Raw genomic sequence first — 23786 nt, forward strand, 5'->3', positions numbered from 1 at the left:
CATGGGCAACGCAATCCTGTATCGCATGGCCTCGGGCATCCCCGGGGATATCTCGCGCCAGTCGCAGGCGACCGTTGAGTCGCAGATCCTGAACTCGGCGCTGCCGTTCCCCGGCTACGGTCTGTTCGGCAAGATCGCCGCGGGCAAGTTCGTGCCGATCGCTGGCGGTGACGCCGCCACGGCCGCGTATGGCCTGCTGGTCCGTCCGTACCCGACCACCGGCGGCGCCGGGTCGGAGCCGCTCGGCACGGCCACGCCTCCGACCACCGGCGTCGCGGACGTCATGCGCCGGGGCTACATGACCATCAAGAACAACGCCGGCACGCCGGCCATTGGTGGCCAGGTGTATGTGCGGGTTGCCGCAGCTGCCGCTGGCAAGCCGATCGGCGGCATCGAGGCGGCTGCGGACAGCACCAACACCATCGCGGTTGTTGGCGCCACGTTTATGAACGCCGGCGATGCCAACGGCAACGTCGAGATCGCCTACAACATCTAAGGGGTTTCCCAGAATGAGCAAAATCATCCTCCCGCGCATGGCCGCGGCGGCTGCCATCGCCATGGTCAACGCCCCGGCGATCATCCGCGCCCGCACGCGCGACAGCATGCTGACCTTCGACAGCCGCACGATCGACAGCACTGGCGCCTTCCTGATTGGCGAACTGGAACGCCTGGACCAGACGCTGCACGGCCCGCTGGCCTCGGTGACCTGGTCGCGCGATATCGACCTGCGCGAGGACGTGTCCATCGCCGACGAGACGTCGTCGTTCACGAACTCCAGCTTCGCCGCTGCGGGCGGCGCTTCCCCGAACGGCAAGTCGTGGATCGGCAAGGACGCTTCGGCCATCGCAGGCATCGCGCTGGACATCGGCAAGACGGCCAGCCCGCTGACGCTGTGGGGCATGCAGATCGGCTGGACCATCCCTGAGTTGGAATCCGCCCAGAAGCTGGGGCGCCCGGTGGACCAGCAAAAGTTCACCGGCATGCAGCTCAAGCACAACATGGACGTCGACGAGCAGGTGTACATCGGCGATACCGTGCTGGGAGTCACCGGCCTGGTGAATGCGGCGACGGTTACCAACGTGTCGAATGCCGCCACCGGCACCTGGGCGACGGCCACGCCAGATCAGATCGTCGCGGACGTCAATGAGCTTCTGACGAGCGTGTGGGCGGCGTCCGCCTATGCGGTATGCCCGTCCGAGCTGCGCCTGCCACCGGCCAAGTTCGGGCTGCTGGTCAGCCGCAAGGTCAGCGATGCGGGCAACATCAGCATCCTCGAGTACGTGAAGCAGAACACGATCTCGAACTCGATCAACGGCCGGCCGCTGAACATCCAGCCGCTGAAGTGGCTGTTCCAGCGCGGGGTCGCGAACGCGGACCGCATGATGGCGTACACCAAGGAGCAGGACAAGGTTCGGTTCCCGCTGGTGCCGCTTCAGCGCACGCCGCTGGAATATCGCGACATCCGTCAGCTCACCACCTACTTCGGCCGGCTGGGCGTGGTCGAGGTGGTGTACCCCGAGCTGATCGGCTACCGCGACGGCATCTAAGGAGCGCGCCATGCCGAAGATCTACGTTCGCAAGGCCTTCGTGCTCCAGCACGATGGCGGGAAGCACGAGTTCCCCGTGGGCAACCACACCGTGCCACCGGCGGTGGCCGAGCACTGGTTCGTGAAGGCCCATATCGGCGAGGAGCCGGCGGCGGGTGGGGAGGCCGGTGACCTGGCCGAGCAGCGGGCAGCCCTAGATTCCGCAGGGCAGTTCCTGGAAGGGAAGGCCAAGGAATTGAAGGAACGGCAGGACGCTCTGGACATGCGCGCCGGCACGGTCTCCGACCGCGAGAAGGCAGCCGACCAGCGCGAAGCCGACTTGAACGCCCGCGCCGAAGCGCTGGACACCCGCGAGGTGGCTATCGCCGAGCGCGAGAAGGCGGCGGACGCCGCGGCCAAGCAGACCGGCAAGAAGTAAGGGGGTATGATGCCTCGCGAGGGGCATCAGCCAACCACCTATGACACCAGAACAGTTCAGAGCCGACTTTCCGGAGTTTGCCGACGCGACGAAGTACTCGGACGCGTCCATCGACTTTCAGCTGATCATCGCGACGTCACTGGTGAACCCCTGCCGATGGGGCGTGCTGACCGATCAGGGCATTGAGCTTTGCGCGGCGCACTTCCTCGTACTCGCTCGACGGGACGAGGCGACAGCTGAAGTCGGTGGCATCCCGGGCCAGGTCACCGGCCCGCAATCTTCCAAGGCAGTCGACAAGGTCAGCGCCAGCTACGACACCGGCGCAGCGACCATTGACGACGCCGGTATGTGGAACCTGACGACCTACGGTGTCCGGTTTCTCACTCTCGCCAGAATGATGGGCGCAGGCGGCATGCAGTTGTAGCCGCGCCAGCCCATCGGGGATATCCCATGGGCTTCATGAAGGTGGACAGGCTGAAGCAGGTGCTTCAGTCCATCAACGGCTTGGTCGACCAGCAAGTCCTTGTCGGCGTGCCTGACAGCACCGCCGGGCGCAAGGACGATGGCGCACCGCTCAGCAATGCCGAAATCGGATACATCCAGGAGAACGGCGCGCCGGAGATCAATCTTCCGGCGCGTCCACACCTGGTGCCGGGCGTCGCCGCTGCGCAGCCGAAGACGTTGCCTCAGCTGCAGAAGGGCGTTGAAGCGGCGCTGGATGGCGACATTGACGGCGCAAAGGGGCGGTTGAGCATGGCCGGCCTGGCTGCGCAGTCCTCGGTTCGAGCGCTGATCAGCAGCGGCATCGGCCCGGCGCTGAGCGAGGCAACGCTGCGCAACCGCGCGCGGCGAGGCCGGAAGGGGGCGAAGGAAGAACTGGCGTCCCGCGCCGCCGGTCAGCAGCCCAGCACTGAGCTGGCCAAGCCGCTGATCGACACCGCCCAGTACCGCAACTCGATCACCTACGTGCTACGCAAAAGGAAGTGACCCATGGCACTACTCGACGTCGTCGACGTGCTGCTCGATCCGGATTTCATGGACACAGGGCTGGTGTGCAATCGGATGGTGCAGACGGTCGATGGGCACGGCCGCGCGCAGAACACGGCCACGGCGTCGCCGTTTGCCGCGGTGGTCACCAGCGACAAGGGCGACATCCTGCAGCGCGGCTCGGACGGCAGCCTGATCACCGGATCCATCACGCTGCATACCCCGTTCCGGCTGAAGGACGGCAGCCCGGGGCAGGGCGCCGACGAGGTGGTCTGGCAGGGCCGAACCTATACCGTGGTCAGCGTCAACGACTATAGCCATTTCGGGCGCGGCTTCGTGGCCGCCACCTGCGATCTGAAACCGCTCTCGGGGTAATTCATGCCAAATACCAGCGCTACCGGCGGCTACCTTGCGCCGACGGCGCCGGTTCCGCCAGACGACGATGATCTCGACAACCTGTTGCAGGAACTGGTCGCAGGGGTGACCGGCTTGCCCGGGGAGATGGTGCGGCCGCGCTGGCAGCCGACCGTCCCGACGCAGCCAGAGCCGACCGAGAGCTGGTGCGCGATGGGCGTCAGCGTGCAGACGAACGACTCAGGCCCCGCCATCCAGCATGACCCTGCCGGCGACGGCAGCGACACCTACACCAGGCACCAGCAGATCGACCTGATGTGTTCCTTCTACGGGCCGAGCGCCAAGGGGTACGCCCAGCGCCTGGCCGACAGCATGTCCATTCCGCAGAACAGCGAGCAGCTGGCGCTGAACGGGATGAAGTTCGTCCGCGCGAGCGACATCCAGCCAGTGCCGGCCCTCATCAACCAGCAGTGGAACCGGCGCTATGACCTGACGCTGGTGCTGCGCCGCAAGCTCACCCGGACCTATCCGGTCCTCAACCTGTTGTCCGCCGAAGTGCAGAGCACCACCAACTCGGTGCCGCCGGTGGCCGCGACGACCAACATTCACCAGTAGAGGAATGACTATGTCCAACGGACTGCCGGTATCGCGGCTGATCAACGTCTCCATCAACATGTCGCCGCTGGCGGCCCAGGGCGCCAACCTCAACAATGAGGTGATCCTGGGCGCCTCGCCGGTGATCGACACCAACGAACGCATGCGCTCGTACGGAACCATCGACGCCGTGGGCAGCGACTTCGGCAACACCGCGCCGGAATACCTGGCCGCGCTGCTGTACTTCCAACAGACGCCCCAGCCGTCGCAGCTCAACATCGGCCGGTGGGCGAAGACCGCCACGGCGGGCTCGCTGCGAGGCGCGGCGCTGTCCGCCGCCCAGAAGGACATCACCGTGTGGAAAGCCGTCACGGCCGGTTCGTTCAAGCTGACCGTCGACGCCACCGTGAAGACGGTCTCGGCGCTAGACTTCTCGAGCGTGACCAACCTGAACGGTGTGGCCACGATCATCCAGACGGCGCTGGCCGGCGCCGGATTTGTGTGGAACGGCACCCAGTTCGTGGCCACCTCGCCGACCACGGGGACCGCCTCGAAGATCAGCTACGCCACGCCGAGTGGCTCTGGCACCGATATCTCGGCCATGCTGGGCATGACCAGTGGCCTGGCCTCGGTTCCGGTCGACGGTATCGTGGCCGAGGCCCCGGACGCGTGCGTCAACATCTTCCTGGACCGCTTCGCGAACAAGTTCCTCGGTATCCAGTTCGCCGACACGTCGCTGACGAACGACCAGCACGTCGCAGTGGCCGACCTGATCGAGGCGGATCAGCGCCACATCTACGGCGCCACCACGCAGGAGCCACAGGCGCTGGACGGTACCGCGACGACGGACCTGCTGTCCCGGTTCAAGGCCAAGGGTTACAAGTACTCGTTCGCGCAGTACTCGAGCAACAGCCCGTACGCCGCAGCGTCGCTGTTCGGCCGGTTGCTGACGACCAATTTCAACGGCAACAACACGACGATCACCCTGATGTACAAGCAGGAGCCGGGCATCGTGCCGGAGACCCTGTCGAGCAGCCAGGCCAACGTGTTGCAGGACAAGCGGGGCAATGTGTTCGTCGAGTACGACAACGACACGGCCATCGTGCAGTACGGCGTGACGCCGAGCGGCATCTACATCGACTCGGTCTACAACTCGATCTGGTTCCGTAACCGCGTCCAGACCGATGTGTACAACCTGCTGTACCAGAGCCAGACGAAGGTACCGCAGACCGACGCCGGCAATGCGCTGATCGCCACGACGATCGAAGCGGCCTGCGCGGCCGCTGTGAACAACGGCTATCTGGCACCGGGCGTCTGGAACTCCGATGGCTTCGGCGCGCTGAAGCAGGGCGACACGCTGGCTAAGGGCTACTACGTCTACGCGCCGCCGATCGCGTTGCAGTCGCAGGCTGACCGCGAGGCCCGGAAGTCCGTGGCGTTCCAGGTTGCGGCAAAGGAAGCCGGCGCCATCCACACCGTTGACATCCTGGTCAACGTGAACCGCTGATAGGGGAAAGAGACCATGCAAGGCGGCACTTATTCGTTTCTCGATGTCCAGGCGTCCATCACCGGGCCCGGCGGGTCGTTCTCACTCGGCTATGGTGAGGCGACGGCTGAAGAAGGCATCACCGTGGCCATGGCCAACGACAAGAACACCATGACGGTCGGTTCGGACGGCAGCGTGCAGCACAGCCTGCGCGCGGACAGCTCCGGCCAGATCACCCTTCGCTACCTGAAGACGGCGCCGATCAACCGGACGCTGATGGCGCTGTACAACGCCCAGAAGCTCGACAGCCGGCTCTGGGGCAAGAACGTCATCACCGTGACCCAGTCCGTTGCGAGCGACGCAATCGCGGGCATCTTCTGTGCGTTCAAGAAGGTGCCTGATCTGACCTACGCCACTGAGGGCGGCACCGTCGAGTGGGTATTCGACGCTGGCCGAATCGAAGGCATGCTGGGGACCTACTGACCATGCGCCGTGAAATCCAACTCGGCGGCAACGCCTATTCGATCGGGCGTCTGACCGCCAAGCAGCAGTTCCACGTGTCGCGCCGCATTGCGCCGATCATCCCGCCGCTTATCCCGCTGTTCATGAAGCTGGCGAAGACGAGCGGCGGCGCGGCCGGCGCGATGGGCGCGCTGACCAAAGACCTGGACGGCTTCGGCCAGGTGCTGCAGCCGTTTGCCGACGCGCTGGCGGCCATGAACGATGCCGACGCCGACTATGTCATGGACAACTGCCTGACTGCCGTACAGCGGCAGCAACCCACCGGCTGGGCGTTCGTGGTTTCCCCCGGGCAGAAGGAGCTGATGTTCCAAGACATGGACATGGCTGTGATCCTGCCGCTGGTGGTGCAGGTCATCGTGGCCAACCTCGGCCCTTTTATTCAAGGGCTGCTTACCAGCCAAGCGAGCAGCCCGGAATCGGTGGCACAGGCTGGCTGAAGCACCTGCCAGACGGCGAGGACTGGCTGCTGGCACCGGTTGCCGAGGGCTGGTGCAATTATGAGTCCCTGATCGACGGCACCCTGGGGCTTGAAGACATCGCGCTGATGAACGACGCGCTGGCCGTCCGGGCCGACAACCAGGCGGCCGCGCGCCGCATATTGGAACAGCAGAGCAATGGCCCAAAGCACCGTCATCCGTGAATTTCTTGTCGCCCTGGGCTTCAAGGTCGACGAGAAGGGCCTGAGGAGGTTCAGCGACGGCGTCGAGCAGGCCACGAAGGGCGTCAAGCAGCTGGTGACGACCATCTCGGCATCAGCGCTGGCCGTCAGCGTGGGCGTCTCGGCGCTGGCGTCGAAGCTGGAGAACCTGTATTTCGTCTCAAAGCGCACCGGCGCGGCGGCCACCAGCCTGAAGGCGTTTGACTTCGCAGCGCGGAATCTGGGCATCTCGACCGAGACGGCCTTCGGTGCGGTGGAGAGCCTGGCCAAGTTCCTGCGGAACAACCCGGCCGGCGAGGGATACCTGGCGACCCTTGGCGTGCAGACGCGCAACGCCAACGGCGAGCTGCGCGACACGGTTGACATCCTGTCCGACCTCGGCGCGCAACTGGCGAAGCAGCCGACCTGGCTGGCCAGCCAGTATGGAAGCGTGCTCGGCATCGATGAGAACCTGCTGCTGGCTATGCGCGATGGCGATTTCGCCAAGTTCATGCAGCAGTACCGGGAGATGTCCCGGCGCAATGGCCTGGACAAGGCCGCCGAGGACGCGCACGCGTTCATGGTCGCTCTGCGCGGGCTGGGCACGACCTTCGAGAACTTCGCCATCAAGGTGGAGGGCGCGCTGCTGCGCAAGGTCGGTCCGCAGCTCGCACGATTCCAGAAGTGGTTCGAGGAACACTCTGGCGAGATCTCCGCGCGCGTGGCCGAGATCGCCAGCGCGATTCTGGCAGCCGCAGCCGCGCTCGGCCCGCCGCTGTCCTGGCTGGCCGACAAGTTCATCGAGCTGGACAAGGCCACGGACGGCTGGTCGACGAAGATCATGCTGCTGGTTGGCGCTTTCGGCGCTCTGGGCGGCTTCAAGATCGTCAGCGGCATCTGGAAGATGGTCGCGGCGGTGCGCGCGCTGGGTGCGGCCAATGCCGCAGCGGCGGCTGCCGGCGGCGCTTCTGCTGCTGGGGGTGCCGCTGGTGCCGGCGCAGCTGCTGGCGCGGGCGCTGGGTGGCTGGCGCGCTTCCTGCCGTGGGCAGCTCGGATCGGCGGCGCCGCCGCGTTGCTCTTCCACAGTGGCGGCCTGAACCACGGCGAGGATGCGGAGCTGGCGCGCCGGCGTGGCGCCGCAAGGCAGCCAGCGGGCTCGGGGATTGCCGGAGTCGATGCGGTCTCGTTCTTCCAGCGGATGGGGTGGTCTCCTGAACAAGCCGCCGGCATCGTGGCCAACCTGCAGCGTGAGAGCGGCAGCGGCCTGAACCACCAGGCCGTCGGCGACAGCGGGCGCGCCTATGGCGTCGCGCAATGGCACCCGGACCGTCAGGCGAACTTCAAGGCATGGGCCGGCAAGGACATCCGCGATTCGTCCCTGATGGAACAACTGCAGTTCGTGAACCATGAGCTGACGCAGGGCGCGGAGCAGCGCGCCGGTCAACTGCTGCGCGCCGCGCAGAATGCCCAACAGGCAGGCGAGATCGTGTCGCGCTACTACGAGCGGCCGGCGCAAGCCGACCTGGAGGCCGCGCGCCGCGGCTCGGCAGCCGTCGACCTGCAGCAGCAGACCAACATCAACTTGTACGGCGTGTCGGACCCCACTGCCGCCGGCCGGGCTGTCGCCAGCGAGCAACGCCAGGTGAACGACGACATGGTGCGCAACATGCAGGGGGCAATCTCGTGAGTTTCCTCGACATCATCACCCTGGTGCCGAAGACCATTGGCCCGGTGAAGATCGGCTGCACGTTTGAGGAAGCGCACCAGGACGAACTGCAGATCACCGAGCATCCGGTCGAGAAGGGCGCCCAGATCAACGACCATGCGTTCAAGCTACAGCCAGAGGTGACGATCCAATGCGGCTGGTCGAATGCCGACCTGGCCGCGCTGATCGGCACGCTGGAATCGCTCTTCACCGGGGGCGGCCTGCCGTCAGTCGATTACATCAGCTCGGTGTACTCGCAGCTCATCGCTCTGCAGGAAACGCGTCAGCCTTTCGACGTCGTCACGTCGACGCGCATGTACCACGACATGCTGTTCAAGTCGCTGCGCGTGGTCAAGGACCAGAAAACCGGCGAAGCGCTGAGCGTCACTGCGACGCTGAAGCAGATCCGGATCGTTCAGACGCAGGCGACCACGTTGCCAGCGAAGGAGAACCAAGCCTCCCCCCAGGCCACGGCCGAGACCCAGAACACCGGCACCAAGGCGCCCATGCCAGCGACGCCGGCGCCTGGAGGATCGGTTCCACCGACGAGTATGTGATGCCAACTTTCTACGAAATTCCACTGTCGCCAGATCCGCAGCGCTTTACGGTGACGCTGAGCGGCGTGGACTACCGTATGACGGTGCAGTACCGCGACGCAGGGGGCGCAGGATGGGTGTTGGACATTGCTGACGCTACCAAGCAGCCGATCGTGAGCGGCATTCCGCTGGCGACCGGCGTGAACCTGCTGGGCCAGTATGCGCATCTAGGCTTCGTCGGAAGGTTGTGGGTCCAGGGTGCGGACGAGCCAGACGATGTGCCCACGTTCGAAGACTTGGGCATTGGATCGCATGTTTTCTGGGTGACGGACTGATGGGTATCCAGCAATACGGCCGCAAGGTATCGGTGATCATCGGGCGCGATGCAGGCTCCGCCATTGACCTGTCTGATCTGAGGATCGTATTTGACGTGCGTCGTGGCGATACTCAGACGCCGAACTCGGCGAGACTTCGTGTCTACAACGTATCCGAGAACACCAAGCAGCGTATCGAGTATGAGTACACGCGTGTCGTTTTGCAGGCGGGGTACCAAGGCAACTACGGGATCATCTTCGACGGCACCATCAAACAGGTCCGCCGCGGTCGCGATAGCCAGACCGATACCTATCTGGACATCACTGCCGCCGATGGTGATTCGGCTTACAACTTCGCTGTGATCAACATGACGCTGGCGGCAGGATCTACCGTGTCGGATCACGTCGCTGCTGCATGCACGGCGATGAATCCGTACGGCGTCACTCAGGGATACACCCCGCCGCTGCCCACGAACCCGCTCCCGCGCGGCAAGGTGATGTTCGGGATGGTCCGCGATTTCCTCGCTAAGACCGCGAGGACGGCCCAGACGGTGTGGAGCATTCAGGACGGAAAGGTGGTCAATATCCCTGAGACGTCCTACATGCCTGGCGATATTCCCGTCATTACGTCAGAGACTGGCATGGTCGGGCTACCAGAGCAGACGCAGAACGGCATCACGATCAAGATGTTGCTCAATCCAAACGTCAAGATCGGTTCGCTGATCAAGATCGACAACCGCAGCGTTCAGCAGCGGGAGAGAAGCCTGACGGTTGGGCAGCAGCCTGCCGAGGGGTTTATCGCGGAGGGCAACGGGCTGCAGGATGACGGGTACTACTACGTGATGGTGGCCAGCCACAGCGGCGACACGCGCGGCAACGAGTTCTACACCGAAGTCATATGTCTCGCTGCCGACGCTACGGCCGGCGTGCAGAATTTCACGGACAAACAGGTCGTTCCTCCAGAGGACGTAATTAAACCTTGGGGGTGAGTCACATTCCCGGCCATCCGTCGATGATCACTCCATTCCCGTTCGGCTGTAGCTTCACCTTGGAGAAGCCAACCAGGTTCCCCTTGGAGATGTTCCCGTACGGCCCGATGATCACGTAGTCGCCCTTCGTGGCAGAAAGGATGGTGCCCCAACATCCAATTGCGGGCACGCCGGCGTTGTAGAGCTCAGCCTTGCGCATGTGCTTGGCGTTGGCGATGGGCAGGCTGCATGGCGCCGACTCATGCAAGACAAAGATGGACTTCGCTGTCTCGATCGTGTCGCCAACCTTACGCGTTCCCGGCGGCGTGACGTAGGCCGTCTGCGCGAATGCAGCATTGGCAATCAGTGCAAGCAGCAGGGGCAGTTTCTTCATTCCGGACCTCAATGAACAGACTCGAAAGAATCGGGGGCGCCGAGGTAGCGCTTCGTGCGGCGCTCGACGGCTATGGCGCGGGCATCTGGACGGCTCTGCCGGGAATCATACAGTCGTTCCAGAGCGGTCCCGGCCAGCCGCCAACCTGCTCGGTGCAGCCCTCGATAAAGATGAGGGTGCGGCAGCAGGATGGGACGGTGGCCAGCGTCGCGCTGCCGGTACTGGTGGATTGCCCGGTGCAGTTCCCTGCTGGCGGAAATTGTACGCTGACATTTCCGGTCGCTCCAGGAGACGAATGCCTGGTCGTGTTCGCCAGTCGGTGCATAGACGGCTGGTGGCAATCAGGCGGTGTGCAGGAACAGGCAGAACTGCGGATGCATGACCTGTCTGACGGCTTTGTTCTGCTCGGCTTCCGCTCGGTGCCGCGGGCGCTGGCGAACGTAAGCACCACCGCCACGCAGCTCCGCTCAGAGAACGGTGCGACGTACATTGAGATGAATCCGACCCTGCAGAAAGTCAAGATCGTCGCGCCCGGCGGATTCGATGTAGTCGCGCCGCTCTCGACATTCTCGGCGGCTGTGACCATCACCGGGCTGTTGACCTTCGTGGGTGGCATGGTAGGCAGCGCGCTCAGCGGAGCGGCTGCGGTATTCAACGGCGTGCTGAACGTCATCGGCCAGATTACTGCCAACGGAAAGCGGGTAGACGACACCCACACCCACAACGGCGTGCAGCCGGGCAGCGGCAATAGCGGCAACGTCAACTGAGGATTCCCATGCGGTACCGAAAGCTATCCGCCACTGGAGACTACGTCTTCGGTGGGCAGCAGGCCGACTTTTACAAGGACGTGCCCGAGGCGGTGGCGCAGGCAGTGCTCACGCGGCTGCGGTTGCTGCGAGGGGAGTGGTTCCTCGACAAGACGGAAGGCATGCCGTGGTCGACGGAGGTCCTTGGCAAGTACACCAACGGCAGCTACGACGCGGCCATCCGGCAGCGAATTCTGGGCACGCAGGGCGTGCAGCAGATCACGGCGTATGCCAGCTCGGTCGATACCGAGAAGCGGGCGCTGAGCGTTACCGCAACCATCAGCACTATCTATGGCACCACCACCGTTGAGGCGACTCTGTAATGGCAATCACCACGACCGCGCCGACGATCGATGAAAACGGCATCTCGGCGCCGACTTATGCGGAAGTCCTCGAATACCTGCAGGACCAGTACCGTGCGATATACGGGCCTGACGTCTACCTTGAGGCGGACAGCCAGGACGGGCAGTTGCTTGCCGTCTTCGCGTCGTCCATCAACGATGCCAACGCCACGTCTGTCGCCATCTACCGCTCGTTCAGCCCCGCTACGGCGTATGGTGACGCTCTTTCCAGCAACGTCAAGATCAACGGGATTGCACGCAAGGTTGCATCTTTCTCGACGGCTGATCTACTGATCGTCGGGCAGGCCGGAGTGACCATCACGAACGGCATCGCGAAAGACACGAACAACAATCAGTGGACGCTACCTACGAGCGTGGTCATCCCCCCCGGCGGTGACATCACCGTCACCGCGACTTGCACTTCGCTCGGCGCTGTCACGGCGGCGGCCGGCGAGATCAACCAGATCGGCACGCCCACGCGCGGATGGCAGACGGTGACCAACCCTGCTGCGGCGGCAGTCGGGGCGCCGGTCGAATCGGATGCCGCGTTGCGGCTGCGCCAGACTGTGTCCACCGCGCTGCCATCTCTGACGGTGCTAGACGGCATCATCGGCGCAGTGTCCGACGTGTCTGGGGTGACGCGCCTGCGTGCATACGAGAACGACACCGGTACGACCGATGCGAATGGGCTGCCGCCGCACTCTATCTCGTTGGTAGTGGAGGGCGGGGACGCCGACGCAATCGCCGCTGCTATCGCGCAAAAGAAGACGCCCGGCGCAGGAACATATGGAACGACCGCAATCGTCGTGCAGGACGTGTACGGGCGCCCGATTTCGATCCGCTTCTTTAGGCCTTCGACCGCCGCCTTGACTGTCGCAATCTCGCTGAAATCGTTGGCCGGCTACACGACAGCCACGGGCAATGCGATCAAGCAAGCGGTGTCCGACTACATCAACGGTGTGGAGATCGGTGGTGGCGTCTCTGGCAGCGTGGAGTGGGCGGACGCGATCACGGCGGCCAACAGCGTGGGCGGTGGCACGACGTTCAAGCTGACCGGCCTAACCCTGACCGGTCCCGGTGGCGCAGGCGTGCCTGACGTGGCGCTGCTGTTCAACCAGGTGGCGTCGTGCACGCCGGCCGATGTCGTGCTGACGGTGACCTGATATGGCGGACATCACCAAGTACACCGACCGGATCACCAGCGAGCACAACCAGCAGCCGAACTTTATGGCGGTGATTGAGGCGCTGGCCCAGCCGATGGTGGACCTGCAGAACTTGTTGGGCAGCATGCCGGGGAAGTTCGATCTGGACACTGCCGTCGATGCGCAACTAGACGACGTTGGGCATTGGGTCGGAATCTCGCGCAACGTGCCGGTTCCGCTGAGCGGCGTCTATTTCTCGTTCGACACGGACGGGCTCGGGTTCGATCAGGGAAGCTGGAAGGGGCCGTTCGATCCGGATACCGGGCTGACGCGCCTTGACGACGAGACCTACAGGCTGGTGATCCGTGCCAAGATCGGCGCAAACCACTGGGACGGAACGCTGGGGTCATCGAAAGCCATTTTGGACTCCATCTTCGGAGGCGGCACGTTCGTTTTCATCCAGGACAACCAGGACATGTCCATGACGATCGGCATTGCCGGTGTCATCCCCTCGGCTGTCTTCCTCGCGCTGCTGGCCAACGGCCTGATCCCGCTAAAGCCCGAAGGCGTGCGGATCAATATCGTCATCGTGACATCGGCAGACAGCGCGCCGATCTTCGGCTTCGACATGAGCAACGACCTTGTCTCCGGCTTCGACTCCGGCGCTTGGGGTACCCCTCTGTAAAAAGGCAAACATGGCAAACGACTTTCTAGTTTTCGGCGGTGGTGCTGGCGCCAACGTGCTTTCTCAGGCCGATTGGGCGGCGTTGACCGCTCGCACCTCTGGCTTCTCTTCAGGCGTCGCGCAATCGGCGCAGCTCAACAAGGCGTGGCGCCAATCGAGCATCATGGCGGCGGTGCTGGCGCAGTTCATTTCGGACCGGACGGGGCTGGACGTGCTCGACGATGGCACGACGGCGACCATTCTGGCGAACCTCAAGGCTTCCGCCGCAGCTGTGAATGGCGATGCCACCAAGACGTTCAGCGTAGCGGCGGCCACCGCTGCTGCGCACGCCACTCGCTACGACCAGGTATTCGGAGTGGGTCAGACGCTACAGAACGTCACTGCTTCGAGAGCACTCGGGACCGTGTACACGAACAGCACCGGAAAGCCGATTTTGATCTATGTGCAGGCCACGGTTGGAAGTGGTCAAGCGGCAGGGCTGTACATGAATGGAGCCATCATCGGAAACTACAGCAATACGACGGGTACCGCCCAGGCGTTTCTGACTACAGCCATTATCCCGGCCGGCTACACCTATGAGGTCAGAAACCTGAACACCGTGACGCTCACGTCGTGGTACGAATTGCGCACGTAACCAAGGAACGATATGCAATATTTCCGTGACACTGCCACCGGCGCGGTCTTTGCGTTCGAAGATGACGTGACGGCAGAACGTATTGAGGGGATTTGGGTTTTCGTGGATGCTGCCGGCGACAGGCTCGCTGCCGATTATCCAACTACGCTGGAGCCAACCGATGACCCAACGCCGCCGACCCACATCCCAACACCAGAGCAGAACGTATTCACCCGCGACACCTTGCTTGCACTGGCCGCGCTTCGCATCGCTCCACTTGAGGATGCTGTGGATCTAGAGATCGAGACTCCGGACGACGTCACGCGCCTAAAGGCGTGGAAGTCGTACCGCGTTGCGCTGGCGCGTCTCGATCTCACCGCATCGCCGGTTCAGTGGCCTGAGCAGCCCCTTACGTAAGCCGGGGCTACTGGGCTAGCAATTGGGCCATGAACGCCGCCGCCCGCTTGCCCATGATGGAGTAAACGTAGCTGTTGGGGTGAACGCAGTCCAGTTTGATGTAGTCACTCCAGTTTGGCAGCGCCTGCAAGTAGTCATACTGGGCGATCACTGGCACATTCTGGGTCGCTGCAACATCCCGAAGGATCAATAGGTACTCTGGCAGTCGGGTGCGCAGCGGATCGCAGGTCGGGCTCGGCTCGCTGAACACCGGGATTTTTCCTGCTTGGCGGGCATACTGTACGAACTTGGAGAGGTATTCCCGGTATTCGTCCGGCGATTCCCCGACGCTTGACAGAACATCATTCAGACCGAAGTTCATAATGACGTAACGGGCTCCGGACGATGCCAGTTGTTGTTGCCATGGAAGCTTCACGCCGTCCGTGCCTTCCACAAGCGTCTTGACGGTGGACGACCCCACTCCCATATTGACTACAGTGACGTTCAGTCCGTAGTCCGATTTCATGGTGGTCTCCATGACTATCGGGATAGTATTATCGGAGCGACGATTGATCTCAGGATCGAAGCCCCACATGGTGGAATCCCCATAGGCTTCGATCATGACCAGCGGCTTTGATGGCGCCGTCGGCTGAACATCTTCGGTATCGTCGCCGCCTCCGCCGCATCCGCTCACCATGACGGCGCTCATAATGGCGAATGCGGCTAGAGTTTTCCGTCCGGAAGTTCGATAAGGGCCCCCAAAGATCGCATGCGGTCCAGGACACGATTGATGTCCTCCGTGGCGAGTTCCAGTCGGGCCATGGCAAAGAACAACGTCTGAGCACTCATTTCGCGGTCCCCGCCCATGTATTTGCGCCATTGTCGCCCATCGGAAACTCCGAAGAGGTTCGCCATCTGAGCGCTCGACAGAGCGAGTTCCGCTTTTAGCTTGGCCAAGGATTCGGGTGATGGTGGAGAGTAGAGCATCGGCAATCATGGAGGTTCGTTCCTTTAGGAGTCGGGCCGCGAGGTTCGCTTCCCTAAAAATGAATATAGGGCCATTGGCCCTATGTGTCAACATTGGTTGCGGCGTGGAGGTAGAATGCGGCCGAACTGATAACGATGCAAAGTCACGTGTCTTCATATTTCGACGTAAGGCTAGAGAGCCTTCGTGGCGTCGCAGCCGCTGCGGTACTGTTTGCTCACGCCAGCGCAGTATTCAAGATTGACGGAAGCGCGGCGTTTTGGGCGATTCCTTTTTTCGATCAAACACCGGCGCAACAGGCTCTTAGCATATTCTCTGCCCTGTTCAATCCTGGTGCGGCGGTTGTGCTGTTTTTTGTACTGAGCGGATATGTCCTGACTTTGTCCCTGAGTCGAGAGCGAGTAAGCCTGGGCGTGGCAGCGAGCTATCTGGTGCGCCGAGCACTCCGGCTGCTACCTCCGATGTGGATGTCGATCGTTGCGATGTTCGTGTTGCTACGGCTAGTTGCGGTGCCTGACGGCGATTTCTCCGCTTGGTATCAGGCGGTCTTTCCTCGTGATTTGGCGTTCAAGGACGTGGTGTCCAACGCGTTGCTGCTTGATTTCCGGGCTAACGCTGTGACGTGGACTATGTTTGTTGAGGTAGTAGGCTCGCTCTTCGTGCTGGCCGCATCGGTGTTGCGCATCGGGAGGGTGGCTGACTGGATCGGAGTGGGGGCATTAGTGGGGGTAACGCTACTGGCTTATCCGAGTTTGGCGCTGTCCTATTTGTTGGCGTTTCATCTCGGAGGCTCCCTGGCGCGACTTGATCTGCGAATTGGATCAAAGCTGTTGTGCCTAGTGGCGATCGCAGTGTTCGCGGTCGAGCGCCTTTTCTACTCGTCACAACCGACTTCCGCTGTTCTCCTAGCGTTCGCATCTGCGGCGTTGATCGTTGGAGTGCGGAATGGCGCCTTCGAGGGACTACTTACCACCCCGCTCCTGCGGTTCGTAGGGAGAATTTCATACAGCCTTTACCTGCTGCATCTCCCCGTGCTGTTCATGGCTAGTATCGTCGCGGTCCATATTGGTGTGTCAGGTATCCCGGCATTCCTCGTGGTTCTCGCGTTATCTGTACCCGTTGCACTTGGAGTCGCATGGCTCGGATATGTGAGCGTCGAACGATGGTCAATCGACGCGGGGCGCCGGCTCTCGGGCGCGATAAACCCACGGCCCAGGGCCATACTCGATTGAACAAACAAGCCGCCTTCGGGCGGTTTTTTTATGCCCGCCTTGCGCGCGCTTTCTCATTTCCGGCGAAGACCTGGCCCCTGTCCCGAAACGCTAGAGCCCACCACCGACACGACACCCGCGCCGAATGCCCACGCTTGCCGAACTGCAAGCACAGCGTGATGTGCTCCTTGCCTTGGCGACGTTGCCCATCGACCCGTTGCAGGATGCAGTAGATCTGGAGGTCGCAACCGATGAGGAAGTCAACGCGCTGAAGACGTGGAAACCCATCGCGTGGCATTGAACCGGATTGATCTCAGTGCCTTGCCGGTAAGGTAGCCGGATCAGCCCCTGGGCACGTGATGTCTGCTGTATGCCTGCTGTATCTTCCCGGAGACACCCAGGCGTCTGCTGTAGCACTTTGTGATTCAAGCTGGTAATTTCTACGCGCTTCGTACCCAACTATTACAAGGCGGTGCTTGGAAATGAGAAAATATCCGCTTTCGAGCACGGGGAATACCCGAATGATCACAAACTTGCAACTGGTGAGAGCGCTTGCTGCACTCGCAGTGGTGTTCTACCACACCGGCTACGTCGTGCCGGGCCACACCCACACGGAACTTCAGGGCGTCGCCATCTTCTTTGCGTTGAGCGGCTTTCTGATGGCTTACCTTTCACAGACCGCCCCTTCGGCACGAGATTTTTTTGACCGACGCGTCGTGCGTATCGTGCCGCTTTACTGGGTGGTTACAGTATTTTCCGTTCTCTGGTTCAATTATGGGCTCGGTAACCCGGTTTATCAGTGGCCGTTGCTGTGGCAATGGGCAATTCATGACCAGCGCCAACTGTTTGTTTGGCTGACGTCGCCCCATGGATTAAACGATTTTGATTTGTGGGCGCGGCTGTTTAAGAGTCTATTTTTCGTGCCGTATAAAAATGATGCGGGCGATTTCCAGCCGTTATTGGGTGTTGGATGGACGTTGAATTTGGAGATGTTCTTCTACTTCGTCTTCTCCATTGCATTGATGTTCGGTAGGAAAAGTGCCCCGATAGTTGCTGCCACTTTGATTCTGGCGGTCAAGGTCATCGACGATAAAATGGGCGGTACGAATCCGATTATTCATTTTTACGCGCATGACTACACGTGGAATTTCGTGTATGGGATCGCTTCTTTCTATGTGTGGCGCTTGCTTCCATCGGTCATCGGAAGGTTGAGGTTAGGCGTGCTGCTGGGGGCGTTGGTCTTCACTGCATTCTTCGTGTGGGTCAATTTCGCCACCCATGAAACTCGTCTGCTCGTCAATGAGTTCATCCCCGTGCGATGGGCATTCATTTTCATGCCTGTGGTGGTAGTTTTCAGCGCGCTCATACTTCATTCTGCGGGGGCGCGTGTGTCTTCTCGTCTCGCAATTCTCTTGGGGGATGCTTCTTATGCGATCTATTTGTCCCACACTATCGTCATCGGAACGCTTTACCCCGTTGGCCAGCGCTGGGCATGGATGAATGCCAGCAAGAGCGTTATCGGAGTTACTGTAGCGATGATGCTTAGTACCATTCTTGGTGTGCTGGTGTACCTCTATGTCGAAAAACCACTGCTGAATTGGATCAGAGAGCGAAGACGCCGTCGGAAAGAAGAAGCTGATGCTTCTGTCGTGTCCGCGTGATTTTCTGTCCTTACCTATAACCGCCCTTCGGGCGGTTTTTTTGGGCCCGCCTTGAGCGGGCTTTTTCATTTCCGGGGAATTGTATGTCCGAACCAATCAGCGGCGGGGCCGCAGGCGTAGCAGGCTGGAAACTCATTGGCGGTCTGGCCGGTGCGGGGGCGATTGGCGCCGGGCTGGCCGCCATCGTCGTCATGTGCATCACGACGCCGCGCAGCCCGCGTGAGTGGGCGGTGGGGCTGATCAGCACTGTCATGGGCTCGATCGGTGGCGGAGCTGCGGTGATTCAGCACTTTGAACTGCAGGCCTGGGCGCAGACACCGATCGGGTTGGTGGCCATGCTCGGCTTGGTTTTCTCCTGCGGCCTGCCGGGTTGGGCCATCGTCCGCTGGCTGTTCAACTACATCGTCAGGCGGCAGAGCGCCGGCATCGACGACATCGCGGCAGACGTGCGCAAGGGGCTGGGACAATGATCACGCCAGCAATCCTCCGAGCCATCATGCCGGCGGCCGGGCTCCGCGCCGACGTGTTTGCGCTGCCGCTCGTAGACGCAGCCCAGCGCTTCGACATTTCCACGCCGGCTCGTCTTGCCGGTTGGCTCGCCCAACTCGCGCACGAGTCCGGCCAGTTGCTCTACACCCGAGAGATCTGGGGCCCGACGGCGGCGCAGCGGCGCTACGAAGGGCGCGCCGATCTCGGAAATACCGAGCCGGGAGACGGTAAGCGGTTCATGGGTCGCGGGCTGATTCAGATCACTGGGCGGAAGAATTATCTGCTGTGCGGGCTGGGGCTGAACCTCGACCTGGTGGCCATGCCGGCTCTGCTCGAGCTGCCAGACGCCGCAGCAGCCTCCGCTGGTTGGTACTGGAAGGCGAGGAACCTGAACCGCTTTGCCGATGCCGGCGACTTCGTTGGCCTGACGCGGGCCATCAACGGCGGCACGAACGGGCTCGCCGATCGACAGCAGTTCTGGGCGCGCGCCAAGGTGGCGCTGGGAGTGACAGCATGATCGCGATCCCCACGAGCGTGCCATGGCGCGCGGCCGGCGCCGTGCTGCTGGCCACCGGTATCTTCGCCGCCGGCTGGGCCGCCAACGGCTGGCGTAAGGACGCCGAGATCGACAGGATGAAGACCGCTAGCGCTCAGGCGGACCTGGCCAGCGCTAACGCCACGCTGGGAGACCTGCGCCAGGCCGGCGCCACCATCCGAGCCAAGGCCGACGAGTTTGCCGGCATCCAAACCACCCTCGGCGCCAAGCTCGACGCCATCCGGAAGGACCTCAAGAATGCTCCGAAGCTGCCTGCTGATTGCCGCCCTGACGCTGGCCGGGTGCGCCTCATGTCCGACGCCGTCGACGCGGCCAAGCAAGCCGCCGCCGCTCGATAGTGCGCTGGCCGCGCCGTGCACGATTCCGGATGCGCCGGCCGTCGCCGACTATGACGCCTGGCAGGAATGGGTGATGCGGGATCTGCTCGGCGCGCTGGGCGAATGCGCGGCCAAACACCGAAAGACGGTGGAGGCGTGGCCCAGCTAGCGAAGCAGCTTCTGCCACCACGACCCATATTGAGGGTCATATGGCGCCTTCCAGCCGCTATGAACATTTTCGATAGCGTCTTCCTGGCAAACGCCCTTTGCGATGAGGCGGTGTACCTCGGCATCTGCGGCGTCGCTCTGGAAGATGCGGGTGGTGATCGGCTCGACCTCGGGACAGGGCGGCGGTCCCTCGACGATAGTCTCCTCTGGGATGAGGTCACAGAACCAGGTCCTGCCGTCGCACTGCCGGCTAGGATCTGCCCTGGACCAGTAGGAAAGGAGGCCCAGGACGAGAAATCCCGCGAGGATCAATGCTGCCCGGGTGCTCACGAACCGCCAGAAGAATAAAGTAGCTCCCAACATCGCTATGACGCCCATCCAAATGCACCTCCTTTTCACATGCGGGTGAAAAAACGGTGGAAACACTCAAGAGTGGCATGAATGAGCGGTTATGCAATCATTCAAACGGGTGAATGAATTTGCTGACGGGCCGTAAGCGTTTGAACCCGCTCCGGTGGCGTCTCGCCGAGCCGCTCACCTTGAATCAGTCAGTGCAGGCGTCTCCGCGCGCAAGGTCACCTCGACGAGCACCATGCCGTCGATGTCAACTTCATACAGCGTGCGACCGCACATCGGGCACGGTGCCTTCGTTGGTACCGTCTCGCCTCGAAGTCCAAGGTGAAACTCTGAGATCTCCACGGTCGTCCCGCAGATGCACTCGACCTCTTCGATTACGTTCATGGGGTTCCCCTTGCAGCGTTGCGCTGCGTAGAGGATAGCCATTGCACGACATGCGCGAATCGCCCGAAAGGGCCAGAAGATATTGGACCGTCAGATGCTGAACTGAGGACATCCCCGTTTTCCGGCCGGGCTACTTCATGACCTGGCCAGCCTTGCGCGGGCCCACGCGCCGCACTTGCTGATCGGGAGCCCTCAGGATCGAGCCGCCACGCGGGCGGCGCCGGCCGGCAGAGTATCGGGCCAGGCCGCCGCCGAATCGTGCGGCATGGGCCTTAGCCCTTAACGTCGCGCGGGTCATGGCCGAAGGAATTCCGCTCGCGAATCTGACCGTCCCGGCCATGGATCAGCAGCTCGACCTTGTCGCGCTGGGCGCGCTCGGTGCCGGCCTTGATTGCTTCTTCCTGAGTTTCGTAGGTGGTGCGCTTGCCGCCGCCGGCCGCCTCGACTGCCCAGCCATCGCCTGCCGGCACCACGTGAATGTCCGCTGCCATGATCGTCTCCTGAGTTGGTCAGGACAGTCTGGCGCCGACGCGGACAGAGCGGGTATCCGGCGCGGTCCTACAGAAAGCTGGATCCGACGGGCGAACAGGGCACAATTACGGTCAGCCCACAATAGGGAGACCGCCATGCCCGACATGTCGCGGGACGAGAAGGATATTGCTCAGTCGGATCGGCGCCTTGCGGAAGGTCGAGTACTCATTCGGCGGCAAATAGGCATTGTTCGAGACCTGCGGGTGGCGTCGCAGCCGGACGATGCGGCGCTAAGGCTGCTGCGGGCACTTCGGGATGCTGTGGCGGCGGGGCGGGCGCACCGCTCACGCCTTCGCCAGGAAGCGACAGATTGACCAGCCTCGATCCTCGTCCGCACACTTTTTTCGCGCTCACCGAACAAAATTTATATCGGCGGATACTAACGCGCACTTTTTTGCTGCTAGTCGTCAAGGTGCGGCGAGGTTGCAAAGAGCATCCGCGCACCGTTCGCGATCTCAGAGACGGTAAGTTCCGCCACTGGCCCGCCCCAGGGGTCAACGTCGTAGAAGGCTTCAAAATCAAGGGGAAACATGTCGCACAACGGTAGCGGATAGCGGAACGCCGGCACAGCATGAAGTTCCCCGGAAGCGTCTACCCGAAAAACTTCGATGAGGCGCTCTCGCCCCGTGTTGTCGACGCCTTTGACCACGCAGTAGCGTTGGCCTTGCCAGACCAAGGAAATGCCTGTGTATGGGGTTGTCACACCAGGTATGCGTGTGAACTTCAGGCACCTCTCCACTGATTCGGCAATTAGGAACGGTGCCTCCCGCCAATTCCCGGGGTCGTTCGTAGCTGCGTCCATTTGTCTACCCCCCATCGATGGAAGCATTCTAATGCCGCCGGCACACACGTGACACACGTCAAGCCGGGTCGTCAGGCCTCACCGGCTCGGCTCGATAGGCGGACCAGAAATAGTGAGAATGCCGGTGGTGGCGAACGCGCTTCTTTTCGATGAAGAGTCGGACCGTGCCGGCGGCGCCGGCGTCAATCACCACCTCGTGGTGGGGCGGCGCGTCCGCTGTGGCGATCGGCAGCGTCGCTAGGCCAGAAGCGATGTAGTCGCCTGGGATACGCCCCAGAATACCGTGTGCTTGATTAGGCGGTTCTGAAGGCGCCGCTGCCCGGAGATGGCACTTGGCCGCAAGCTTGCTGTTGCCCATGATTGGTGTGGAAATACTGTATGAATATACAGTATCGCATCCCCTTCGCCTTGGGTCAAAATAGGCGGCTTAGGCCTCTCCGTTACACCGTTTGGGCTGTAAATCACATTTACAACGCATTCGTTGTAATCGCCGCCGACTGGCGTAAGAGGCACGCTTCGCTTTTCGTGGCACTGGACGTGGCACCGGAATTTTCCACAAGCAAAAAACCGCTTAGATAAAGCCGCAAACCAGCCTTTTTATGGTTCCTGTCGGCGGGACCATCATCAAGTCGGCAGTCGTTCTCAGAAGTTCACCTCAGCACTACGTCCAGAGCCCGCGCAAGCGGGCTTTTTGCATTCTTCTGTATCAATGCGCCGCCAATCCGCGTATAGTCCGGCCCGCGGGGTGGAGCAGTTGGCAGCTCGTCGGGCTCATAACCCGAAGGTCGCAGGTTCAAGTCCTGCTCCCGCAACCAGATTAGAAAGCCCGCCGGCTTGCCGCGCGGGCTTTTTGTTTTGGTCGGCGCATTCCCGCCCACCCAGACCCTTCCGAGGGTCAGCGCACCGTTCGATGTCATGGCGGCGCGGCAACCGGCTATGATGTCGCCTGCGCGCCTCTCGCGCGTCGTAGAAATCCTAAAAGAACCGGTTCGCCTTCTTTCGCAAATGCCCCCTGTCAGGTCGTATCACCGCTGGCTGCCGGCGCTGGCCATGTTCGGCGCCATTCACGCCCTGGCTGCCACGCCGGACCCGGCGCTGGCCGATACGTCTGGTTGCACCGCGCTGATCGACATCGTCCAGGAAAGCCTGCGGGGGGAGATCGACGTGGCCTGTCCGGCGTCCGACAAAGTGGTGTGCGAGGCCAAGAATGGCCAGATCCGGGCGTTGCTGGAGATCATCGACCAGCGCCGCAAGCGCAATGCCGACGAATGCGAGACGCTGGCGCAGGTCAACCGCCTGCTCCGCGCGCTGCCGCCGAAGTCCTGACCCCGGCGCGATTCAGTGACTCATCTTCGAGAACAGCTGGATCACCGCCACCCCTGCAATGATCAAGCCGATGCCGACCCAGGCCGCCAGGTCCGGCACCTGCCGGTACAGCACTGACGCGATCAGTGTCACCAGCACGATCCCCGCCCCGCACCAGATGGCATAGGCCACGCCCACCGGCACGGTCTTCATGACCTGCATCAGCAGCCAGAACGCGGCCACGTAGCCGGTGACCACCAGCACGCTGGGCCAGAGGCGCGTGAAGCTCTCGGCCGCCTTGAGGCTGCTGGTGGCGATGACCTCGGCCACGATGGCCAGCGCGAGCAATAGATATCCGTTCGACATGGCAGATGATTGACGTCAAGGGCAGGGCAAGGGCCGGCCGCAAAGCGGCGCCGGAGGCGCTATAGCGCGGTATTATGCGCCGCGCCGCCAGGCAGAATGTGCTGTGCCCTCCCTCGCGGTGGTTGTGCAAATGCACATTGCACGCTTGAATGGACGTATGCGTATGACGCAAGGGTCGCCCGGGCAGTGCAAAAGAGGCGGTCCAGACA

36 protein-coding genes and 1 tRNA gene are annotated in these 23786 nt (G+C 62.2%); 29 read left to right on the forward strand and 8 right to left on the reverse strand.

Annotation, left to right across the window (positions count from 1 at the left end):
- Nucleotide 1: 1 nt before the first annotated feature.
- The 15 genes from AB4Z27_RS05955 to AB4Z27_RS06025 are packed head-to-tail and all read left to right on the forward strand — an operon-like array spanning nt 2 to nt 10089.
- The gene (locus AB4Z27_RS05955) at nt 2-496 is read left to right on the forward strand and encodes a structural cement protein Gp24 (RefSeq protein WP_441644065.1); all 495 of its coding nucleotides are present in this window, start codon (nt 2-4) and stop codon (nt 494-496) included.
- 13 nt (nt 497-509) lie between these two features.
- A complete protein-coding gene (locus AB4Z27_RS05960; RefSeq protein ID WP_410748599.1) occupies nt 510-1547 on the forward strand; it encodes a DUF2184 domain-containing protein in 1038 nt (345 codons plus the stop codon).
- 10 nt (nt 1548-1557) lie between these two features.
- Complete coding sequence (locus AB4Z27_RS05965) at nt 1558-1965, forward strand: STY1053 family phage-associated protein (RefSeq protein ID WP_441644066.1); 408 nt, start codon at nt 1558-1560, stop codon at nt 1963-1965.
- Nucleotides 1966-2005: 40 nt separating this feature from the next.
- Nucleotides 2006-2389: a DUF4054 domain-containing protein gene (locus tag AB4Z27_RS05970; RefSeq protein ID WP_410748597.1), complete on the forward strand. Its 384-nt coding sequence runs from the start codon at nt 2006-2008 to the stop codon at nt 2387-2389.
- 26 nt (nt 2390-2415) lie between these two features.
- Nucleotides 2416-2952: a hypothetical protein gene (locus tag AB4Z27_RS05975; protein ID WP_441644067.1), complete on the forward strand. Its 537-nt coding sequence runs from the start codon at nt 2416-2418 to the stop codon at nt 2950-2952.
- A gap of 3 nt (nt 2953-2955) precedes the next feature.
- The gene (locus tag AB4Z27_RS05980; protein WP_441644068.1) at nt 2956-3327 is read left to right on the forward strand and encodes a hypothetical protein; all 372 of its coding nucleotides are present in this window, start codon (nt 2956-2958) and stop codon (nt 3325-3327) included.
- A 3-nt stretch (nt 3328-3330) separates the two neighbouring features.
- Nucleotides 3331-3921 carry a phage neck terminator protein gene (locus tag AB4Z27_RS05985; RefSeq protein ID WP_441644069.1) on the forward strand — a complete coding sequence of 197 codons (591 nt, stop codon included), beginning with the start codon at nt 3331-3333 and terminating at the stop codon, nt 3919-3921.
- Between the two features lie 10 nt (nt 3922-3931).
- Nucleotides 3932-5407 carry a DUF3383 domain-containing protein gene (locus tag AB4Z27_RS05990; protein WP_313817905.1) on the forward strand — a complete coding sequence of 492 codons (1476 nt, stop codon included), beginning with the start codon at nt 3932-3934 and terminating at the stop codon, nt 5405-5407.
- Between the two features lie 15 nt (nt 5408-5422).
- The gene (locus tag AB4Z27_RS05995; RefSeq protein ID WP_441644070.1) at nt 5423-5869 is read left to right on the forward strand and encodes a phage protein; all 447 of its coding nucleotides are present in this window, start codon (nt 5423-5425) and stop codon (nt 5867-5869) included.
- Between the two features lie 2 nt (nt 5870-5871).
- Complete coding sequence (locus tag AB4Z27_RS06000; RefSeq protein ID WP_441644071.1) at nt 5872-6345, forward strand: phage tail assembly chaperone; 474 nt, start codon at nt 5872-5874, stop codon at nt 6343-6345.
- 29 nt (nt 6346-6374) lie between these two features.
- On the forward strand, nt 6375-6548 hold the full coding sequence (locus AB4Z27_RS06005) for a DUF6889 family protein (RefSeq protein ID WP_441644102.1): 174 nt from the start codon (nt 6375-6377) through the stop codon (nt 6546-6548).
- Nucleotides 6523-8232 carry a phage tail tip lysozyme gene (locus AB4Z27_RS06010; protein WP_441644072.1) on the forward strand — a complete coding sequence of 570 codons (1710 nt, stop codon included), beginning with the start codon at nt 6523-6525 and terminating at the stop codon, nt 8230-8232. Before AB4Z27_RS06005 ends, AB4Z27_RS06010 begins: the two co-directional genes overlap by 26 nt.
- Nucleotides 8229-8807, forward strand: coding sequence for a phage baseplate protein (locus tag AB4Z27_RS06015; protein WP_441644073.1), 579 nt, complete (start codon nt 8229-8231; stop codon nt 8805-8807). Before AB4Z27_RS06010 ends, AB4Z27_RS06015 begins: the two co-directional genes overlap by 4 nt.
- The gene (locus AB4Z27_RS06020; protein WP_441644074.1) at nt 8807-9121 is read left to right on the forward strand and encodes a phage baseplate plug family protein; all 315 of its coding nucleotides are present in this window, start codon (nt 8807-8809) and stop codon (nt 9119-9121) included. Before AB4Z27_RS06015 ends, AB4Z27_RS06020 begins: the two co-directional genes overlap by 1 nt.
- Nucleotides 9121-10089 (forward strand): phage protein, encoded by a 969-nt coding sequence (locus AB4Z27_RS06025; protein WP_441644075.1) that lies wholly within the window; start codon nt 9121-9123, stop codon nt 10087-10089. The genes AB4Z27_RS06020 and AB4Z27_RS06025 overlap by 1 nt, the downstream gene beginning before the upstream one ends.
- Nucleotide 10090: 1 nt before the next feature.
- Here AB4Z27_RS06025 and AB4Z27_RS06030 read toward each other — a convergent pair whose 3' ends face one another.
- Complete coding sequence (locus AB4Z27_RS06030; RefSeq protein WP_441644076.1) at nt 10091-10462, reverse strand: hypothetical protein; 372 nt, start codon at nt 10460-10462, stop codon at nt 10091-10093.
- Between the two features lie 11 nt (nt 10463-10473).
- Here AB4Z27_RS06030 and AB4Z27_RS06035 point away from each other — a divergent pair, with 11 nt between their 5' ends.
- From AB4Z27_RS06035 to AB4Z27_RS06060, 6 genes are read left to right on the forward strand one after another with little or no spacing between them, the layout of a single operon-like run.
- The gene (locus AB4Z27_RS06035) at nt 10474-11229 is read left to right on the forward strand and encodes a Gp138 family membrane-puncturing spike protein (protein WP_441644077.1); all 756 of its coding nucleotides are present in this window, start codon (nt 10474-10476) and stop codon (nt 11227-11229) included.
- Nucleotides 11230-11237: 8 nt separating this feature from the next.
- Nucleotides 11238-11591: a hypothetical protein gene (locus AB4Z27_RS06040; RefSeq protein WP_441644078.1), complete on the forward strand. Its 354-nt coding sequence runs from the start codon at nt 11238-11240 to the stop codon at nt 11589-11591.
- Nucleotides 11591-12772: a baseplate J/gp47 family protein gene (locus AB4Z27_RS06045; RefSeq protein ID WP_441644079.1), complete on the forward strand. Its 1182-nt coding sequence runs from the start codon at nt 11591-11593 to the stop codon at nt 12770-12772. The genes AB4Z27_RS06040 and AB4Z27_RS06045 overlap by 1 nt, the downstream gene beginning before the upstream one ends.
- A gap of 1 nt (nt 12773) precedes the next feature.
- Nucleotides 12774-13436 (forward strand): DUF2612 domain-containing protein, encoded by a 663-nt coding sequence (locus AB4Z27_RS06050; protein WP_441644080.1) that lies wholly within the window; start codon nt 12774-12776, stop codon nt 13434-13436.
- A 10-nt stretch (nt 13437-13446) separates the two neighbouring features.
- Complete coding sequence (locus AB4Z27_RS06055) at nt 13447-14070, forward strand: hypothetical protein (RefSeq protein WP_441644081.1); 624 nt, start codon at nt 13447-13449, stop codon at nt 14068-14070.
- Nucleotides 14071-14082: 12 nt separating this feature from the next.
- Nucleotides 14083-14466 (forward strand): tail fiber assembly protein, encoded by a 384-nt coding sequence (locus AB4Z27_RS06060; RefSeq protein WP_441644082.1) that lies wholly within the window; start codon nt 14083-14085, stop codon nt 14464-14466.
- 7 nt (nt 14467-14473) lie between these two features.
- Here AB4Z27_RS06060 and AB4Z27_RS06065 read toward each other — a convergent pair whose 3' ends face one another.
- Together AB4Z27_RS06065 and AB4Z27_RS06070 are read right to left on the reverse strand one after the other, a co-directional pair.
- The gene (locus AB4Z27_RS06065; protein WP_441644083.1) at nt 14474-15154 is read right to left on the reverse strand and encodes an SGNH/GDSL hydrolase family protein; all 681 of its coding nucleotides are present in this window, start codon (nt 15152-15154) and stop codon (nt 14474-14476) included.
- A gap of 14 nt (nt 15155-15168) precedes the next feature.
- Nucleotides 15169-15432 (reverse strand): XRE family transcriptional regulator, encoded by a 264-nt coding sequence (locus tag AB4Z27_RS06070; protein ID WP_441644084.1) that lies wholly within the window; start codon nt 15430-15432, stop codon nt 15169-15171.
- Between the two features lie 147 nt (nt 15433-15579).
- On the opposite strand from AB4Z27_RS06070, the gene AB4Z27_RS06075 reads away from it, so the two are divergent.
- From AB4Z27_RS06075 to AB4Z27_RS06100, 6 genes are all read left to right on the forward strand, one after another.
- Nucleotides 15580-16662 (forward strand): acyltransferase family protein, encoded by a 1083-nt coding sequence (locus tag AB4Z27_RS06075; RefSeq protein WP_441644085.1) that lies wholly within the window; start codon nt 15580-15582, stop codon nt 16660-16662.
- A 124-nt stretch (nt 16663-16786) separates the two neighbouring features.
- Nucleotides 16787-16942 (forward strand): tail fiber assembly protein, encoded by a 156-nt coding sequence (locus tag AB4Z27_RS06080; RefSeq protein WP_441644086.1) that lies wholly within the window; start codon nt 16787-16789, stop codon nt 16940-16942.
- 220 nt (nt 16943-17162) lie between these two features.
- Nucleotides 17163-18302: an acyltransferase family protein gene (locus AB4Z27_RS06085; protein ID WP_441644087.1), complete on the forward strand. Its 1140-nt coding sequence runs from the start codon at nt 17163-17165 to the stop codon at nt 18300-18302.
- Between the two features lie 83 nt (nt 18303-18385).
- Nucleotides 18386-18772, forward strand: a complete 387-nt coding sequence (locus tag AB4Z27_RS06090; RefSeq protein WP_441644088.1) for a hypothetical protein — start codon at nt 18386-18388, stop codon at nt 18770-18772.
- On the forward strand, nt 18769-19308 hold the full coding sequence (locus tag AB4Z27_RS06095) for a glycoside hydrolase family 19 protein (RefSeq protein WP_441644089.1): 540 nt from the start codon (nt 18769-18771) through the stop codon (nt 19306-19308). The genes AB4Z27_RS06090 and AB4Z27_RS06095 overlap by 4 nt, the downstream gene beginning before the upstream one ends.
- Entirely contained in the window at nt 19305-19685 is a 381-nt protein-coding gene (locus tag AB4Z27_RS06100; protein WP_441644090.1) for a hypothetical protein, read from the forward strand. Before AB4Z27_RS06095 ends, AB4Z27_RS06100 begins: the two co-directional genes overlap by 4 nt.
- 681 nt (nt 19686-20366) lie before the next feature.
- On the opposite strand, the gene AB4Z27_RS06105 is transcribed toward AB4Z27_RS06100, so the two are convergent.
- The 4 genes from AB4Z27_RS06105 to AB4Z27_RS06120 form a co-directional block, all read right to left on the reverse strand.
- On the reverse strand, nt 20367-20573 hold the full coding sequence (locus AB4Z27_RS06105) for a hypothetical protein (RefSeq protein ID WP_441644091.1): 207 nt from the start codon (nt 20571-20573) through the stop codon (nt 20367-20369).
- A 272-nt stretch (nt 20574-20845) separates the two neighbouring features.
- Nucleotides 20846-21064 carry a DUF2188 domain-containing protein gene (locus tag AB4Z27_RS06110; protein ID WP_409558911.1) on the reverse strand — a complete coding sequence of 73 codons (219 nt, stop codon included), beginning with the start codon at nt 21062-21064 and terminating at the stop codon, nt 20846-20848.
- A gap of 440 nt (nt 21065-21504) precedes the next feature.
- On the reverse strand, nt 21505-21807 hold the full coding sequence (locus AB4Z27_RS06115; protein WP_441644092.1) for a hypothetical protein: 303 nt from the start codon (nt 21805-21807) through the stop codon (nt 21505-21507).
- Nucleotides 21808-21964: 157 nt separating this feature from the next.
- Complete coding sequence (locus tag AB4Z27_RS06120) at nt 21965-22264, reverse strand: hypothetical protein (protein WP_441644093.1); 300 nt, start codon at nt 22262-22264, stop codon at nt 21965-21967.
- A 381-nt stretch (nt 22265-22645) separates the two neighbouring features.
- Here AB4Z27_RS06120 and AB4Z27_RS06125 point away from each other — a divergent pair.
- Both AB4Z27_RS06125 and AB4Z27_RS06130 read left to right on the forward strand, forming a co-directional pair.
- Nucleotides 22646-22721 (forward strand) — tRNA-Met (locus tag AB4Z27_RS06125).
- 190 nt (nt 22722-22911) lie between these two features.
- Nucleotides 22912-23232: a hypothetical protein gene (locus tag AB4Z27_RS06130; RefSeq protein ID WP_092290271.1), complete on the forward strand. Its 321-nt coding sequence runs from the start codon at nt 22912-22914 to the stop codon at nt 23230-23232.
- Between the two features lie 12 nt (nt 23233-23244).
- On the opposite strand, the gene AB4Z27_RS06135 is transcribed toward AB4Z27_RS06130, so the two are convergent.
- Entirely contained in the window at nt 23245-23577 is a 333-nt protein-coding gene (locus AB4Z27_RS06135; protein WP_441644094.1) for a DMT family transporter, read from the reverse strand.
- Between the last annotated feature and the right edge of the window lie 209 nt (nt 23578-23786).

Source organism: Cupriavidus sp. KB_39, assembly GCF_052114485.1.
In the GTDB taxonomy this organism is placed as follows: Bacteria; Pseudomonadota; Gammaproteobacteria; order Burkholderiales; family Burkholderiaceae; genus Cupriavidus.